14 protein-coding genes are annotated in these 15,424 nt (G+C 70.2%); 10 read left to right on the top strand and 4 right to left on the bottom strand.

Annotation, left to right across the window (positions count from 1 at the left end):
* Positions 1-73: 73 nt before the first annotated feature.
* On the top strand, positions 74-937 hold the full coding sequence (locus ACTWQN_RS35410) for a spermidine synthase (RefSeq protein WP_443208032.1): 864 nt from the start codon (positions 74-76) through the stop codon (positions 935-937).
* 171 nt (positions 938-1,108) lie between these two features.
* Positions 1,109-2,473 (top strand): L-lysine 6-transaminase, encoded by a 1,365-nt coding sequence (lat, locus tag ACTWQN_RS35405; RefSeq protein WP_443208031.1) that lies wholly within the window; start codon positions 1,109-1,111, stop codon positions 2,471-2,473.
* A gap of 115 nt (positions 2,474-2,588) precedes the next feature.
* On the opposite strand, the gene ACTWQN_RS35400 is transcribed toward lat, so the two are convergent.
* Both ACTWQN_RS35400 and ACTWQN_RS35395 read right to left on the bottom strand, forming a co-directional pair.
* Positions 2,589-3,185 carry a response regulator transcription factor gene (locus ACTWQN_RS35400; protein WP_443208030.1) on the bottom strand — a complete coding sequence of 199 codons (597 nt, stop codon included), beginning with the start codon at positions 3,183-3,185 and terminating at the stop codon, positions 2,589-2,591.
* A complete protein-coding gene (locus ACTWQN_RS35395) occupies positions 3,182-4,369 on the bottom strand; it encodes a sensor histidine kinase (protein ID WP_443208029.1) in 1,188 nt (395 codons plus the stop codon). Before ACTWQN_RS35395 ends, ACTWQN_RS35400 begins: the two co-directional genes overlap by 4 nt.
* Before the next feature lie 139 nt (positions 4,370-4,508).
* Here ACTWQN_RS35395 and ACTWQN_RS35390 point away from each other — a divergent pair, with 139 nt between their 5' ends.
* Both ACTWQN_RS35390 and ACTWQN_RS35385 read left to right on the top strand, forming a co-directional pair.
* Entirely contained in the window at positions 4,509-5,408 is a 900-nt protein-coding gene (locus tag ACTWQN_RS35390) for an ABC transporter ATP-binding protein (protein WP_443208028.1), read from the top strand.
* A complete protein-coding gene (locus ACTWQN_RS35385; protein ID WP_443208027.1) occupies positions 5,405-6,130 on the top strand; it encodes an ABC transporter permease in 726 nt (241 codons plus the stop codon). The genes ACTWQN_RS35390 and ACTWQN_RS35385 overlap by 4 nt, the downstream gene beginning before the upstream one ends.
* A gap of 109 nt (positions 6,131-6,239) precedes the next feature.
* Here ACTWQN_RS35385 and ACTWQN_RS35380 read toward each other — a convergent pair whose 3' ends face one another.
* A complete protein-coding gene (locus tag ACTWQN_RS35380; RefSeq protein ID WP_443208026.1) occupies positions 6,240-7,814 on the bottom strand; it encodes a dolichyl-phosphate-mannose--protein mannosyltransferase in 1,575 nt (524 codons plus the stop codon).
* A 130-nt stretch (positions 7,815-7,944) separates the two neighbouring features.
* Here ACTWQN_RS35380 and rsmI point away from each other — a divergent pair, with 130 nt between their 5' ends.
* A complete protein-coding gene (rsmI, locus tag ACTWQN_RS35375) occupies positions 7,945-8,778 on the top strand; it encodes a 16S rRNA (cytidine(1402)-2'-O)-methyltransferase (RefSeq protein WP_443208025.1) in 834 nt (277 codons plus the stop codon).
* Between the two features lie 41 nt (positions 8,779-8,819).
* Complete coding sequence (locus tag ACTWQN_RS35370) at positions 8,820-9,404, top strand: cysteine hydrolase family protein (RefSeq protein WP_443208024.1); 585 nt, start codon at positions 8,820-8,822, stop codon at positions 9,402-9,404.
* 198 nt (positions 9,405-9,602) lie between these two features.
* On the opposite strand, the gene ACTWQN_RS35365 is transcribed toward ACTWQN_RS35370, so the two are convergent.
* Positions 9,603-10,871, bottom strand: coding sequence for an aminodeoxychorismate synthase component I (locus ACTWQN_RS35365; protein ID WP_443208067.1), 1,269 nt, complete (start codon positions 10,869-10,871; stop codon positions 9,603-9,605).
* 139 nt (positions 10,872-11,010) lie between these two features.
* Between ACTWQN_RS35365 and ACTWQN_RS35360 the strand changes: the two genes are divergently transcribed.
* The 4 genes from ACTWQN_RS35360 to ACTWQN_RS35345 all read left to right on the top strand — a co-directional run bounded on the left by ACTWQN_RS35360 (position 11,011) and on the right by ACTWQN_RS35345 (position 15,305).
* Positions 11,011-12,036 carry a glycoside hydrolase family 183 protein gene (locus ACTWQN_RS35360; RefSeq protein WP_443208023.1) on the top strand — a complete coding sequence of 342 codons (1,026 nt, stop codon included), beginning with the start codon at positions 11,011-11,013 and terminating at the stop codon, positions 12,034-12,036.
* A 216-nt stretch (positions 12,037-12,252) separates the two neighbouring features.
* Complete coding sequence (locus tag ACTWQN_RS35355; RefSeq protein WP_443208022.1) at positions 12,253-12,504, top strand: hypothetical protein; 252 nt, start codon at positions 12,253-12,255, stop codon at positions 12,502-12,504.
* Between the two features lie 101 nt (positions 12,505-12,605).
* Positions 12,606-14,399 (top strand): methionine--tRNA ligase, encoded by a 1,794-nt coding sequence (gene metG, locus ACTWQN_RS35350; protein WP_443208021.1) that lies wholly within the window; start codon positions 12,606-12,608, stop codon positions 14,397-14,399.
* Positions 14,400-14,471: 72 nt separating this feature from the next.
* A complete protein-coding gene (locus ACTWQN_RS35345) occupies positions 14,472-15,305 on the top strand; it encodes a TatD family hydrolase (protein WP_443208020.1) in 834 nt (277 codons plus the stop codon).
* Positions 15,306-15,424: the final 119 nt, after the last annotated feature.

Raw genomic sequence — 15,424 nt, 5'->3', positions numbered from 1 at the left:
GCGCCTTCGCGGCAGCTTTCGGCTTCGACGGGGCTGATCGTTAGGATTGCGGCGCTGCTCGTGGGGTTGGTGGGTGGTCGGATTGGGGCGTCAGCGGATCGAGTCCGCATGTCGGTTCGGGGTTGCCGAACTGATCCCGGACCGGCTTCGCGACAACGGGTGGACCGTTGCTGTCGACGGGGTCGCGCAGTCCTATGTGGACTTGGCGGAGCCCGCTCGCCTGAAGATGCCCTTCGCGGCGTGGCTCGGTCAGGCCATCGATCGCCATTGGGAGCCGGGCGCCGCGGTGTCGGGGTTGTTCATCGGCGGTGCCGGTTGCACGCTGCCCCGCTACGTCGCCGCGACCCGGCCCGGCTCGGTGCAGACCGTGTACGAGCTCGACGGGCCGTTGGTCGACCTGGTGCGGGAACATCTCGAACTCGACCGCGTGCCTGGGCTGCGGGTCGTCGTGCAGGACGGTCGATCCGGTGTCGAAGCGGCTGCGGCGGGCAGCGTCGATCTCGTCCTGTCGGATGTTTTCCAGGCCGGGAACGTTGTCACCGAGCTGGCTACCGTCGAGTTCGCCTCCGAGGTTTCCCGGGTGCTGCGCCCCGGTGGGCTCTACGCCGTCAACATGTGGGATGGCCCTGATCTCGGCTTCGCGCTGCGCGCGGTCGCTTCCATCGCCGCGGTTCTCCCGCACGTGCTGGTCATCGCCCAGCCCGGCGTGCTGTTGCGGCGCCAGGCAGGCAACGTCGTGGTCATCGCGTCCACCCGTGGTCTTGCGGTGGCGGAGCTGGTCGAGTGGGGTGCCGCCGCGGAAACCCGGGTGTCCTGCCTGACGCCGACCCAGCTGGCCGCCGTCTGCGGGACGGCGGCGCCGCTGACCGAGGCCGATCCGCTGGTCGAGCCGGTGCGACCGGTGCAGCGGTGGGGGTATGGATCCCGCTTCACCTGATCGAGCCCGCCATGCGGGGCCATGGGTCCACCCTGGCACTAGCGAAAGAAAATCTTTCGCCTTGACACCGTGTTTACGGAAAGATGTTGCTTGTTTTCGAAACTCTGATGTAATTATTCTTGACAAGGTGGAATTGGCGTACTGCGCCTACACGGAGTTGGGAGGCCGGACATGACCGCTCAGCAGGAGACCGTTCGCGATGTGGCAACCGATGTCCCCGCCCCGCGCGCGGCGGCTAGCGACGCCGTTGCCGCGCTGCGGGAGCACGTGACCGGTGACCTGCTGGACATCGTGGTGGACCTGGCCGCGGGCGAAGGCTGCCGGATCCACGACCTCCGCGATGGCGCCGAGTACCTCGACATGACCATGTTCTTCAGCTCGGCGCCGCTCGGGCACGGTCACCCGGGCCTGCGCACGCCCGACTTCGAAGCGGCGCTGGTGCGCGCCGGGCGGATCAAACCGTCCAACCCGGACTTCGCCACCGTCGAGCAGGCCCGCTTCGCCGAGACCTTCCGGCGCGTGGTCGGCGTACCCGAACTGCCGCTGCTGTTCTTCATCGACGGCGGAACCCTCGCGGTGGAGAACGCCTTGAAGGTCGCCTTCGACTGGAAGACGAAGATCAACGCGCGGGCCGGGATCGCGGCGCGCGGTTCCCGCGTGCTGCACCTGGAACGGGCCTTCCACGGCCGCAGCGGCTACACGCTCTCGCTGACCAACACCGATCCGGCGAAGATCCGCGACTACCCGATGTTCGACTGGCCGCGCATTCCGAGCCCGGCGATCGAACCGGGCGAGCGCTGGGATGCCGTCGAACTGCTGCCCGAGGAAGCGGTGGCGCTCGACGCCGCCCGCGCCGCGCTGCGCCGCTACGGCCGGGAGATCGCCTGCTTCGTGTACGAGCCGATCCAGGGCGAGGGCGGCGATCGGCACCTGCGCCCCCGGTTCCTGCGGGCCGTGCAGGAGCTGTGCCGGGAACACGACGTGCTGACCGTCGCCGACGAGGTGCAGACCGGCGCGCTGACCGGGCAGGCCTGGGCGCACCGCGCGTTGGGCCTGGAACCGGATCTGGTGGCGTTCGGCAAGCGCCTGCAGGTGTGCGGGGTGATGGGCGGGCGCCGGGTGCTGGAGGTCGCCGACAACGCCTTCCGCGAGGCCAGCCGGATCAGCTCCACCTGGGGCGGCTCGCTGGTCGACATGGTGCGCGCGACCAGGATCCTGGAGGTCGTCGAGCGCGAGGACCTCTTCGAGCACAGTCGGTTGATGGGTGAACTGCTGCTGGGCGAGCTCCGCGACCTGGCGGTGGAATTCCCGTCGGTGATCCGCGACCCGCGCGGCCGGGGCCTGATGTGCGCGATCACCTTCCGCGACCCGGCCCGGCGCGATCGGGCGATCGCCATCGCCCGCGAGACCTACCGGACGCTGTTCCTGCCGTCGGGCCCGGACTCGCTGCGCTGCCGCCCGCCGCTGTCGGTGCGCCCGGAGGAGATCGTCGAGGCGGTCACCGCACTCCGCAAGACCCTCGCCGACCTGGCATGACCGAAGGATCGCCGGTTGAACGGCAGCCCCGCCCGGTCGCGCCGGGCAGTCCGCTCAGCCAGCCACCGACGGGCGAACGCCAACGCCGGTTCGGCCGCGCACGGCGCCGATGCGGTCAGATCCAGCCCTCTTCCCAGGCGTGGCGGGCCGCCTCGTGGCGGGTCGCCACGCCGAGCTTCGTCATCGCCGACGACAGGTAGTTGCGGACCGTGCCCGGCGCCAGGTGCACCGCCGCCGCGATCGTGGCGATGGTGCCACCCCGCAGGGTGTGGCTGAGCAGTTCGAGCTCCCGATCGGTGAGCGGGCAGCTGCCGCCGGTCAGCGCGCTGGCCGCGATCTCCGGGTCGATGTAGCGGCCACCGGCGTGCACGTCGCGCAGGATCGCCGCCAACCGGGACGCGGGCGTCGTCTTGGGGACGAAGCCGCGGATCCCGGCGGCCAGCGCCCGTTTCAGCACCCCGGGGCGGGCGTGCCGGGTGACCAGCACGATCGGGATCTCCGGGCCGAGGCGCCCGGCGGCCTGCACACCGTCGAGCCCCGGCATCTCCAGGTCGAAGACCGCGATGTCCGGCCGGTGTTCGCGGACCGCGCGGATCGCATCCGTTCCGTTGGCGCTCTGGGCGACCACCTCCAAGTCCGGCTCCAGATCGAGCAGCGCCGCCAGCGCGCCCCGGATCAGGTCTTCGTCGTCGGCCAGCACCACTCGAATCACGACGCCCTCCCCGGCTCCGCGGCGGATCCGTGCAGCTCGAACCGATCCTCGGCCCGGCAGGTGTCGACCCGCCCGCCCAGCGTGCCGAACCGCTGCCGCAACCCGTCGATGCCGGACCCGGCGGCCCCGTTCGGCGGGTTCGCGCGGTCGTTGCGCAGCACGACGTGCGTGCGGGAGCCGTCGATGGAGATGCTGAGCTCGCACCGCTGGGCCCGGGAATGCCGGAGGATGTTCGTGGTGCCCTCCCGCACCAGCGCGCCGAACAGCGGTTGCAGCGGCGGCGGAACCCGCGTCGCATCACCGTCCACAGTGGTCTGGATGCCCGCTGCTTCCAGGATTTCGCGGGCGTTGTCCAGCTCCGTGGTGAGGTTGCTGCGGCGGTACCCATGCACGACTTCGCGGGTGTCCTTGAGCGCCGTTCGAGCGAGTTCGGCCACTTCGGCGGCATGCCCGCGGGCCGCGTCGTCGTCGGTACCGACCAGCCGCTCGGCCAGTTCCGCCTTCAACGCGATCACCTGCAGGTGGTGGCCCTGGATGTCGTGCAGGTCGGCGGCGAATCGCAGGCGCTCCTTCGCGATGCCCAACTCGGCGGCCACGGCGCGGGCGCGGTCCAGTTCCAGCACGATGTCCCAGAACCACGCGACCCCGACTATCAGCGAGATGAGCGCAGCGACGATCATCATGATGAAGAAGCCAGCGGCCACGCCCTGCTGGGGATTGTCCGGGGAGACCACGATGGTCACGGTCACACCGGTCAGCACCAGGACCCCGATGGTCATCGGCCAGCGCAACCGGTGCGGCGCGGCCGAGATGTGCGCACCGGCCAGACCGCTGAGCAGCATCGCCCACGCCATCCCGCTCTGGTCACGGGGCAGCGCGTAGGCCATGGCACCGAGCGACAGCGCGAAGACCACGCCAGCCACGACGGGGCGGTGCTCGCCGCGCCCGAGGCCCTTCATCAGGCTGGCGCACAGCCGGGTCCCCTCGACCGCGATCACCACCCCGATCACCGACAGCACCACGACCTCGACGGCGTTGTAGAAGCCCCGCGTGGCACCGAGGAACAGGTTCATCGCCGGGAACACCGCGTAGCACGGCAGGGTCGGCACGATCGACCACCACGTGTAGCGGCGCAGCCGCCGGATGCGGCGGGGGTCGAAGTCGACCGCCTCGGTTTCGCTCACCCGTCCAGCATCCTTCATCCGCGGTTCGTGGACCGCCCGGTTGGTCATGACATCAGTCATCAATTTCCCTGACAGAATCCGCGATGGCCGCTGGCAGAACGCCCTACCGGCCGGTGGGCGGCGCGGCGAACCTGGACGCATGACATCACCAGTGATCAGGGTGAGCGCAATGCGCTGCCGCTACGGCGACTTCGAGGCGGTCCGCGGGATCGACTTCGACGTGCGGCCGGGCGAGTTGTTCGCGCTGCTGGGCACCAACGGCGCGGGCAAGACGACCGCGCTGGAGACCATCGAGGGGCATCGCGCACCGGCCGCCGGAGCGGTCCAGGTCTTCGGGCTGGATCCGTGGCGGGATCGCCGGGCGGTGCGCCGCCGCACCGGGATCATGTTGCAGCAAAGCGGGTTCGCCGGGGATCTGACGGTGCTCGAAACCGCCGAACTGGGGCGCGCCATGCTGCACCGGAAGTCCGATGTGGACGCGACGCTGGCCGCTGTGGGGCTGGCCTCGCGCCGGTCGGTGCGGGTCAAGCAGCTCTCCGGCGGCGAACGACGTCGGCTCGACCTCGCGCTGGCCGTGCTCGGCGACCCGGAACTGCTGTTCCTCGACGAGCCGACCACCGGAATGGACCCGGAATCCCGCCGCGCCACCTGGGATCTGGTGCGCGGCCTGCTCGCTGGCGGCACGACAGTGCTGCTGACCACGCATTACCTGGAAGAGGCCGAACGGCTGGCACACCGGCTGGCGATCATGCACCAGGGCAGCATCGCGGTGTCCGGTCGACTGGTCGACGTGCTGGGCACCGAGCAGGCGCGCATCACCTTCGACGCGGGCCGTCCGATCCAGTTGCCGCCGCTGGCCGGAGCGGCCACGACGGCGGGCACCCGCGTCGAGATCCGAACGCCGCAGTTGCAGCGGGATCTGCACCTGCTGCTGAGCTGGGCGGGGGAACAGCGGCTGGAACTCGCCGGACTGCGCGCCCACCAGGCATCGCTCGACGACATCTTCCACACCGTCAGCAACGAGGTGATCACCCGATGAGCAGCGCCGTCCTCGCCCTGAGCCGGGCCGAATCGAAGTTGCTGCTGCGCAACAAGACCGTCGCGACCTGTGCGACGTTGCTGCCGATGCTGATGGGCCTCTTCCTGGCGTATTCGGTGCCGGAGAACGCGGCTGCGCGGGTCTGGTCGACGACGCTTTCCCTGCAACTGCTGACGGTCTTCGGGTTCACCGTCTGCTTCACGGTGACCGCCGCGTTGACCAGCCGCCGCGAGGACCTGTACCTGAAGCGGCTGCGCAGCGGAGAGTTGGCGGAGTCGGCGATCCTGACCGGGCTGCTGGCGCCGGTGGTCGTCCTGGGCGTGGTCCAAGCCGTCGCGGTGCTCGTGATCGCGGCCGTGCTGGGTGCGCCGGTGGTGGCGAACCCGCTGCTGCTGGCGGTCGCGATGCTCCTGGGCATCGCGTTGTGCGTCGTGGCGGGCACCGCGACCAGCGGCCGGACGTCCACCGCGGAGCAGGCCCAGATCACCACGCTGCCGTGGTTCTTGGTGCTGCTCGGCGGCGCGGTGTGGGTGTCGATGAGCGCCGAGATCACGCCGTTCATGCTCGCCGTACCGGGCGGTGCCTTCGCCGACCTGGTGCACCGCTCGACAACCGGCACCAACCTCCTCGGCGCCCTCCCGGCCCTGGCCGTCCTACTGGCCTGGATCGCGGTCCTGACCATTCTGTCCCGCACCTGGTTCCGCTGGGACCCCCGCACCTGAACGAGGCCTTTTCGAGGTGAAGGGCACCTTTGACCGAGTAAGCCGGTCAAAGGTGCCCTTCACTCGTCACTTCATAGGGTGATCGGGGGTCTGGGTGGGGTGTTGTTCGTCAGCGCCAGGAGGGGAGCCAGAGTTCGGCTTGCCAGTGCTCCGGGGTGATCGGGTCGCCGTTGAGGATCGGCCACAGCCAGACGAAGTTCGCCACCACGAGCCCCACGTACAGCGACACCGCGAGCAGCCCGGTTCGACGCCGCTCGAAGTGGTCCTGCGCCGAACCGAGGACTTCGCCCAGCACCAGCACGATGCCCAGCACCAGGAACGGCGCCAGCGGCGTCGCGTAGAAGTAGTACATCTGCCGGGCCAGGTTGGTGAACCACGGCAGGTAACCCGCGCCGTAGCCGACCAGCACCGCGGCGTAGCGCCAGTCCATCCTGCTGGTGGCGCGCCACACCGCCCAGGCCGCGACCGGCAGCGCCAGCCACCACATCGCCGGGGTGCCGATCAGCATCGTCGCCTCGACGCAGCTGGCCCGGCCGCACCCCGGCATGCCCGACTCGTAGTAGTAGAGCATCGGGCGCATGCCCATCGGCCACGCCCACGGCTTCGACTCCCACGGGTGCGGGGTCGCGGGCGTCACCAGGTGGGTGTGGAAGTCCAGCACGTTGAGCTGGTAGTAGATCATCGAGCGCAGCGCGTCCGGCAGGAACGCGAGGCCGACGTCGTCGCCGACCAGGGTGGCGTGCCGGTCCGTCGCGGTCTCGCTGGCGAACCAACCCGCCCAGGTCGCGAAGTACACCAGCATCGGGATCACCAGCAGCGCCCACAGCGCCGGTGCGGTGTCGCGCACCAGCGCGGCCCGCCACGGGTGCCGGACCCCGGCCGCCCGCCTGGCCAGCGCATCCCAGATCACGCTGAGCAGGCCGAACGCGATGATGTAGTAGATGCCGTTCCACTTGACGCCGCAGGCCAGCCCGATCATCAGCCCGGCACCGAACCGCCACCAGCGGAAACCCAGCCGCGGACCCCACCGGCTCTCGGCCAGCCGCCCGTCCACGCAGACCTGCCACATCCGGCTGCGCACCTCATCGCGGTCGACCAGCAGGCAGGCGAACGCGGCGAGCAGGAACATCGCCTGGAAGATGTCGAGCATCCCGACCCGGGCCTGCACGTGGCTTAGGCCGTCGCAGATCAGCAGCACACCAGCGATCGCACCCAGCAACGTCGACCTGGTCATGCGGCGGGCGATGCGGATGATCAGCAGCACCATCACCGTGCCGCACAGCGCGGCCGTGATGCGCCAACCCCACGGGTTGTAGCCGAGCAGCCACTCGCCGACCGCGATCAACTGCTTGCCGACCGGCGGATGCGCGACCAGTTCGTAGCCCGGGTTGTCCTCGTAGCCGCCGTTGCGCAGCATCTGCCACGCCTGCGGCACGTAGTGCTTCTCGTCGAAGACGGGGGTGCCCTCGTTGGTGGCGCGCCCGAGGTCCCACAGCCGCACGAGGCCCGCGACCAGCGTGATCGAGATGGTGACCAGCCAGCTGCGCAGCCGGTCGGTGGGCATCGTCACGTCCAGCAGCGGCCGCGGATCGTGCTCGCCCGGCGGCCGGGCCGGTGGCGTGCGGCCCACTTGGACGAGTTCGTCGCCGCTGCGGCCACCGGAGTTGGGCACGAGGACGCTCACAATCTCCGATCGTAGGAGACCCGCCGGGGGCCCGGCCGGTGCAGGTGGCCCGTTCGGTTCGGCGGCGAACCCGAGTCTAGGCAGTGGGCGGGCCGCACCCGGCCGGTTCGCGGAAATACGCTGTGCGGTTATGGACACCGGCACGCTGCTGCTAGCCGCCACCCCGCTCGGCGATGCGCGCGACGCCTCGGCACGCCTGGTCGACGCCCTCGGCTCGGCCGACGTCATCGCCGCCGAGGACACCAGGCGGGTGCGCGCGCTGGCCAGCGCGCTGGGCGTGACACCCGGCGGCAAGGTGGTCAGCTACTACGAGGCGGTCGAGTCGGCGCGGCTGCCGATGCTGCTGGACGCGCTGCGCGCGGGCCGGGACGTGCTGCTGGTCACCGATGCCGGGATGCCCAGCGTGTCCGACCCGGGATACCGGCTGGTGACGGCCTGCGTCGCCGAGCGGTTGCCGGTGACCTGCCTGCCTGGTCCGTCCGCGGTCACCACCGCCTTGGCGGTGTCCGGGCTGCCGTCGGACCGGTTCTGCTTCGAGGGGTTCCCGCCGCGCAAGTCGGGGGAGCGGCGCCGCTGGTTCGGCAGGCTCGTCGCCGAAGATCGCACCTGCGTGTTCTTCGAGGCGCCGCACCGGCTCGCCGACACCCTGGTCGATGCGGTCGAGGTGCTCGGCGGCCAGCGGCGTGCGGCGGTCTGCCGCGAACTGACCAAGACCTACGAGGAGATCCGCCGCGGCAGCCTCGCGGAGCTCGCCGCCTGGGCCGCCGAAGGCGTGCGCGGCGAGATCACCGTGGTGCTCGGCGGCGCCGAGCCGGTGGCCACCGATCCGGCGCAGCTGGTGGCGCAGGTGGAGGAGCGCGCCGCCGAGGGCGTGCGCCTGAAGGACGCGGTGGCGGAGGTCGCGGAGCTCGCGGGCGTCCGGAAGAAGGAGCTCTACGACGCCGTTCTCGAAGCCCGTCGCTGAATTCGGCTGCCCGGCGCTGGTCGTGTGCGGCAAGATCGCGGATGCGCACTGCTGTTCTCGCCCTGCACTGGCAGGTAAACGTGGTGAAGCCGGAGGGTTTCTTCGGCGGGATGCTCGCCGAGCCCGTCGCCCGCAGCGGCGTCGTGGCTCGTGCGGTCCGGTTCCACCGGGCGGCCCGGGACGCCGGGGCCGAGCTCGTGTTCATCCGGTTCACCGTGCCGGTGGGCGAAGGTGCGTTGGTGCGCAACACCGGGTTCATGCGTGCCGTCGGCGATGCGCAGGAATCCTTCCGGCCGGATGCGCCGGGCGCCGCGCTGATCCCGGAGATGTCCGAACTGGACGGACGAACCGTGGACAACCAGAAGCTTTCCGGGCTGGCGGGCAGCGGTCTCGCATCCGCGCTGACCGAACGCGGCATCGACACCCTGTTGATCACCGGTGTGGCCACCAACCTCACCGTCGAGCAGACCGCCAGGCACGCCACCGACCTCGGCTTCACCGCGCACGTCGTGCGCGACTGCGTCGCCGCTGCCGACGAAGCGGTGCACACCGCATCCCTCGCGAACCTCGACCTCGCCACAGCGGGCTGCGTCACCACCGAACAAGCCCTAACCCTGATCAGCTGACCAAACACCGCACGTTCCCACCACGAGGGCCCACCACGAGGGCCCACCACGAGGGCCCACCACGAGGGCCCACCACGAGGGCCCACCACGAGGGCAGGGTGAAGGGCACCTTTTACCAACTTACTTGGCGAAAGGTGCCCTTCACCTCTCACCCGATCGGAGCGCCGGGTGCTATCCGCGTGTCAGACGGGGTGGGGCTCATCCGTCTAGTAGGGACAGGATCGGGGCGGCTTTGGTGAGTACTTCCTGCCATTCCCGTTCCGGGTCGGAATCCGCGGTGATCCCGCCGCCGACGCCCAGGTGCAGCACGCCGTCGGCGTACTCCAGGGTGCGGATGGCGACGTTGAGTTCGAGGCCCGCGACGGGCGAGACCATGCCGACCGCACCGCAGTAGACCTCGCGCGGCTGCGATTCCAGGTCCGCGATCACCTCCAGCGCCCGCACCTTCGGCGCGCCGGTCACCGAAGCCGGTGGGAAAGCCGCCGACAGCAGCGCCGAATTCGCCAAGCCCTCGGCAACCTCCGCCCGCACGTCCGAAACCAGGTGCCACACGCCTGGATGCGGCTGCACGTCCAGCAGCCGGGGCACCGTCACCCGCCCCACCTCGGCGACCCGCCCGAGGTCGTTGCGGGCCATGTCCACGATCATCACGTTCTCCGCGATGTCCTTCGTGGACGATCGGAGCAGCTCGGCGTTGCCGTCGTCGTGCGGGCCGCGGCGCGGCAGGGTGCCCTTGATCGGGCTGGAACGCACCACCCGGCCATGTCTGGCGAGGAACAACTCCGGCGACAACGACGCGACCGCACCCCACATCCCGGCCACGTACGCCGCCCGCGCGGGCTGCAACCGGTCGCTACCGGCCGCGAACACCTCAAGCGGATCGCCCCGGAACGGCACCTCGAACCGGCTGCAGATGTTGGCCTGGAAGATCTCGCCCGCGGCGATCTCCTCCACGCATCCGCGCACGGCTTTGCCGTGCTGGTCGGCATCCGGTCCGTCGACCGGCCCCGCCTCCCACCGCGCCCGAGGCAGGTCGCCCGCGGCGACCAGCTCGACGAGCTCGGCGACCAATCCCGGCTCCGCGGCGTCCAGCGACTCGAACCACCACTGCCCGCTCGCTTCGCGGCGCAGCACGTGATCGGTCCAGCCCCACGCCGCTGTCGGCAGTCGCCGGGACTGGGTCTGCCGTCCCGGATCGGTGAGGCCGTAGCCGAGGTAGCCGATCCAGCCACCGCCGACCGGGCCCGGCTCCGCCGCCGTCGACGGTGTGTCCGCGGTGCGCAACGCCCGCTCCGGCGGAACCGCGTCGATCCGGACCGAAGGCGCGAGGACGGCGCAGCCGCCGAACCAGTCGCCGGTGAGCGCGGCGGGCGGCGGCAGGCCGCGGCGACGTGCGCGGACCGCGAGGCGCCGCAGCACCTGCGCAGCGCTCGCGTCGCCGTCGATCGAACGGGTGAAGACCGGCACGCGGCAAGTATGACTGCGCACCGCATCCAGCCAGGTGTCCCGGACCAGGGTTCGTCCTCGGGACGTCTCGTTCACGGCCTGGCGGTTTCGCCCGAATTGCCACGGGTTGGGCGCCCGGGCGGCCACGTACCGTGGCGGCATGGTGCATGTGGTCGGTGCGACGAGGATCACGAGGATCACCGGTGAAGACTCCTGCAACCGCACGGCGAGCCGCTTCGGCATCCATGCCACGGACCTCGGGATCATGTGGGACGACGGTCGGGGCGGTGTGCTCGCGGCGTTCGGCGACACCTACGGCGCCGGTTGGGGCGGCCACGGGGCCGGTCCGGCGCACGCCGACTGGCGGTACAACGTGATCGCGCGGTCCACCAACACCGATCTCGACGCGGGGCTGAAGTTCGATTCGGTGCTGCGGCGCGAGGACGGCATGGCCGGTCAGGTGCTGCCCGGCGACACCACCGGCGCGTCCGAGCACACCGTGATCCCCACCGCGGGCATCGCCGTCGGCGGCCGCAACTTCCTGCACTACATGTCGGTCCGGCACTGGGGGCTGCCGGGCGTTTGGCACACCAACTACGGCGCGCTCGCCTACTCCGACGACGGCGGGCGCACCTGGACGAAGTCGGCGACTGCGGTGTGGCCGAATCGGCGGCAGGGGTGGCTGAGTCGGTTCCGGCGGCGCGACCAGGGCGGACAGCCGTTCCAGATGATCGGTTTCGCGGGCGTGGTGGATCGCCGGGTGTACCTGCTGGGCACTCCGAGCGGGCGGTTCGGCGCCGGGCACCTCGCCCGCGTCGGTGCCGATGACCTGCTCGAACCGGCGGCGTACGAGTACTGGACCGGGTCCGGTTGGGGTGCCGATCCGTTCGCGGCCGCGCCGGTGCTGCGCGCGCCGGTGGCCGAGCTTTCGGTGCAGTACAACCGGTATTTCGATCGCTGGTTCGCGGTGCACCTCGACGAGCACCGCGCGGCGATCGTGCTGCGCACCGCGTCGGAGCTGACCGGGCCGTGGACCGACGGCGAGATCGTGGTGTCCGGGGCCGAATACCCGGCGCTCTACGGCGGATTCCAGCACCCGTGGGCGGCGGACCGACCGGCGATCTACTTCACGCTGACCCAGTGGGGTCCGTACAATGTCGACTTCTTCCGCGCCGACCTCGCCTGACCCGCCACCCGCTCCCGAACCCGCGCCACACGAACTGTGCGGCACCACAGGGTGATGAGGGGCACCTTCGCCGCCACCGGAACCGAGGCGTGCGAGCTTCCGACCGCTGGTTTCGCGATGTGGAACGGTGCTGGCACCGCCGCGCCTGGGACTAGGCCGTCGGGATGACGTTGTCGATGGGGGCGTCACCTTCGAATTCCGAGGGACTCCGAGTTCATGACCAAGCTCAACGCGGGCGGCGCCGCGGTGCCGGGCATCGAGTACACGACGATCATGACGAAGTACGACCAGGTGGTCACCCCGTACACCAGCGGCTACCTGGACGCGCCGAACGCGACCAACATCGTCCTGCAGGACGTCTGCCCGGCGGACTTCGCCGAGCACGTCGCGGTGGCCTTCAACCCGCACGTCGGCCGCATGGTGCTAAACGCCCTCGACCCGGCCAACGCTCAGCCGGTGCGGTGCTGATCAGCGTCGGTGGGTGATCGCGTCGCGGTGGCGGTCGCGATCACCCGGCCAAACGAGAACCCGTTCGAGATCACGCCCCCTCGAACCGTAGGCTGAACGCCATGAGTGCCTCTGTGTTGACCGCTGTGGCCTGGCCCTACGCCAACGGTCCGCGGCACATCGGCCACGTGTCCGGCTTCGGTGTGCCCTCGGACGTCTTCTCGCGCTACCAGCGCATGGCGGGCAACAACGTGCTCATGGTGTCCGGCACGGACGAACACGGCACCCCGATCTCGGTGCAGGCCGAGGCAGAAGGTCTGACCACCCGGCAGCTCGCGGACAAGTACAACCGGCTGATCGCCGAGGACCTGCAGGGCTTGGGCCTGTCCTACGACCTGTTCACCCGCACCACCACGGCCAACCACTACCACGTGGTGCAGGAGCTCTTCCTGGCCCTGTACCGCAACGGCTACGTCATGCCGAAGACCACCACCGGCGCGATCAGCCCGTCCACCGGCCGCACGCTGCCCGACCGCTACATCGAGGGCACCTGCCCGATCTGCGGTTACGACGGGGCGCGCGGCGACCAGTGCGACAACTGCGGCAACCAGCTCGACCCGGCCGATCTGATCAACCCGGTGTCCCGGATCAACGGTGAGAAGCCGGAGTTCGTCGAGACCGAGCACCTGTTCCTGGACCTGCCCGGGTTCACCGAGTCGCTGGGCAAGTGGCTGTCCACCCGCACCGACTGGCGGCCCAACGTCCTGAAGTTCGCCCAGAACCTGGTCGAGGACATGCGGCCGCGGGCGATCAGCCGAGATCTGGACTGGGGCGTGCCGATTCCGCTGGACGGCTGGCGCGACCAGCCGATGAAGCGGTTCTACGTCTGGTTCGACGCGGTGATCGGCTACTTCTCCGCCAGCGTCGAGTGGGCCCGTCGGATCGGACAGCCGGACGCCTGGAAGCAGTGGTGGACCGATCCGGCCGCGCAGGGCTACTACTTCATGGGCAAGGACAACATCACCTTCCACGCCCAGATCTGGCCCGCGCTGCTGATGGGCCACAACGGCCACGGCGACCGGGGCGGCGAGGTCGGCCCGTACGGCGAGCTGAACCTGCCGGACGAGATCGTCTCCAGCGAGTTCCTCACCATGAGCGGGTCGAAGTTCTCCACCTCCCGGGGCACGGTGATCTACGTGCGGGACTTCCTGCGCGAGTTCGGCCCGGACACCCTGCGGTACTTCATCTCGGTGGCCGGTCCGGAGAACCAGGACACCGACTTCACCTGGGACGAGTTCGTTCGCCGCACCAACTTCGAGCTGGCCAACGAGTGGGGCAACCTGGTCAACCGCTCCATCGCGATGGCCGCGAAGAACAACGGTGCGGTGCCCGCACCGACCGCGCCGCAGGCCGCTGACGAAGAGCTGAAGACGCTGGCCCGCAACGCTTTCGGCACGGTCGGCGGACACCTCGAACGCTCTCGGTTCAAGGCCGCCGCGCAGGAGTCGATGCGGGTGGTGTCGGCGGCGAACAAGTACCTGTCCGATCAGGAACCGTGGAAGCTCAAGGACGACACGGACCGGCGGGACGCCGTGCTGCACACCGCGCTGCAGGTCGTCTCCGACGCCAACACGCTGCTCACCCCGTTCCTGCCGCACTCGGCGCAGCAGGTCCACGAGCTGCTCGGCGGCACCGGGGTCTGGGCGGCGCAGCCGGAGATCCGCGAAGTGTCCGATCTGGACGACGAGAGCAGCCAGTACCCGGTGCTGATGGGCGACTACGCCGCCGAGCAGGCGAACTGGCGGTCCACCGAGATCGAGGTCGGCCGACCGCTGCGGAAGCCGACGCCGCTGTTCGCCAAGCTCGACCCGAAGCTCGGCGAAACGGGCCCCGAATGGGCCCCGATCGAGAGCTGATCTTTCGAGGTGAGGGGCACCCGTGACCAAGTTACTGGGTCACGGGTGCCCCTCACCCGCGTTGGAGGTGCGATGAGCAAGCGCGAGAAGCGGCGGGAGCTGCCGCCGGTGCCGGAGGCGCTCCCGGCTGCGGCCGTCGACGCGCACACCCACCTCGACGCGTGCGGGGCGAAGACCCCGGAGGATGTGCGGGCCATGGTGGATCGCGCGGAGGCCGCCGGAGTCGGCCGGGTGGTGACCGTCGCCGACGACATCGCCGCCGCGCAGTGGGCGGTCGAGGCGGCCACGTGGGACGACCGGGTATTCGCGGCGGTGGCGCTGCACCCCACCCGGACCAAGGACTTCGACGACGCCGACCGCCAGGTGCTGGCGCAGCTCGCCGAGCACCCGAGGGTCGTCGCGATCGGCGAGACCGGACTCGACTACTACTGGGACTACTCGCCACCACAGCCCCAGCAGGAAGCCTTCCGCTGGCACATCGACCTGGCCAAGCGCTGCGGCAAACCGCTGATGATCCACGACCGCGAGGCGCACCAGGACGTCCTGCGGATCCTGGCCGAGGAAGGCGCCCCGCAGACGGTGGTGATGCACTGCTTCTCCGGGGACGCCGCCTTCGCGCGGACCTGTGTGGACGCCGGGTACGTGCTCTCCTTCGCCGGGACAGCGACTTTCCGCAATGCCGGGGAACTCCGCGAGGCCGCGCGGCTGGTCCCGGTGGAGCAGCTGGTGGTGGAGACCGACGCGCCGTTCCTGACCCCGCACCCGTTCCGGGGACGGCCGAACGAGCCGTATTGTGCCAATTACACCCTCCGGGATCTTGCAGAACTCCGTGGGGTGACGCTGGAAGAACTCGTGGTAGCGACTACTGCCACGGCCGAGCGAGTATTTCGCCTCGATCAGGCGTAATCCCACCTGACGTCTTCTCACCCGCCGTTCTTTGATATTCGGCGTTCGCGCACGCCCGCTTGCAGTCCGCGACACCGCCCTTACCGTCCACTGTGGAAGCCGGGATGAGGACGCCCCGA

The organism is Saccharopolyspora antiqui, from assembly GCF_052246905.1.
Taxonomy (GTDB): Bacteria; Actinomycetota; Actinomycetes; order Mycobacteriales; family Pseudonocardiaceae; genus Saccharopolyspora.
Note: the sequence above shows the minus strand (reverse complement) of the source record. Positions and strands in the feature narration are given on the sequence as shown.

What these genes read in the sequence shown, in the direction of transcription:
- lat (WP_443208031.1), top strand. Translation starts at nt 1,109, where the DNA reads ATGACCGCTCAGCAGGAGACCGTTCGCGATGTGGCAACCGATGTCCCC.
- ACTWQN_RS35390 (WP_443208028.1), top strand. Translation starts at nt 4,509, where the DNA reads ATGACATCACCAGTGATCAGGGTGAGCGCAATGCGCTGCCGCTACGGC.
- ACTWQN_RS35385 (WP_443208027.1), top strand. Translation starts at nt 5,405, where the DNA reads ATGAGCAGCGCCGTCCTCGCCCTGAGCCGGGCCGAATCGAAGTTGCTG.
- rsmI (WP_443208025.1), top strand. Translation starts at nt 7,945, where the DNA reads ATGGACACCGGCACGCTGCTGCTAGCCGCCACCCCGCTCGGCGATGCG.
- ACTWQN_RS35370 (WP_443208024.1), top strand. Translation starts at nt 8,820, where the DNA reads ATGCGCACTGCTGTTCTCGCCCTGCACTGGCAGGTAAACGTGGTGAAG.
- ACTWQN_RS35360 (WP_443208023.1), top strand. Translation starts at nt 11,011, where the DNA reads ATGGTGCATGTGGTCGGTGCGACGAGGATCACGAGGATCACCGGTGAA.
- ACTWQN_RS35355 (WP_443208022.1), top strand. Translation starts at nt 12,253, where the DNA reads ATGACCAAGCTCAACGCGGGCGGCGCCGCGGTGCCGGGCATCGAGTAC.
- metG (WP_443208021.1), top strand. Translation starts at nt 12,606, where the DNA reads ATGAGTGCCTCTGTGTTGACCGCTGTGGCCTGGCCCTACGCCAACGGT.
- ACTWQN_RS35345 (WP_443208020.1), top strand. Translation starts at nt 14,472, where the DNA reads ATGAGCAAGCGCGAGAAGCGGCGGGAGCTGCCGCCGGTGCCGGAGGCG.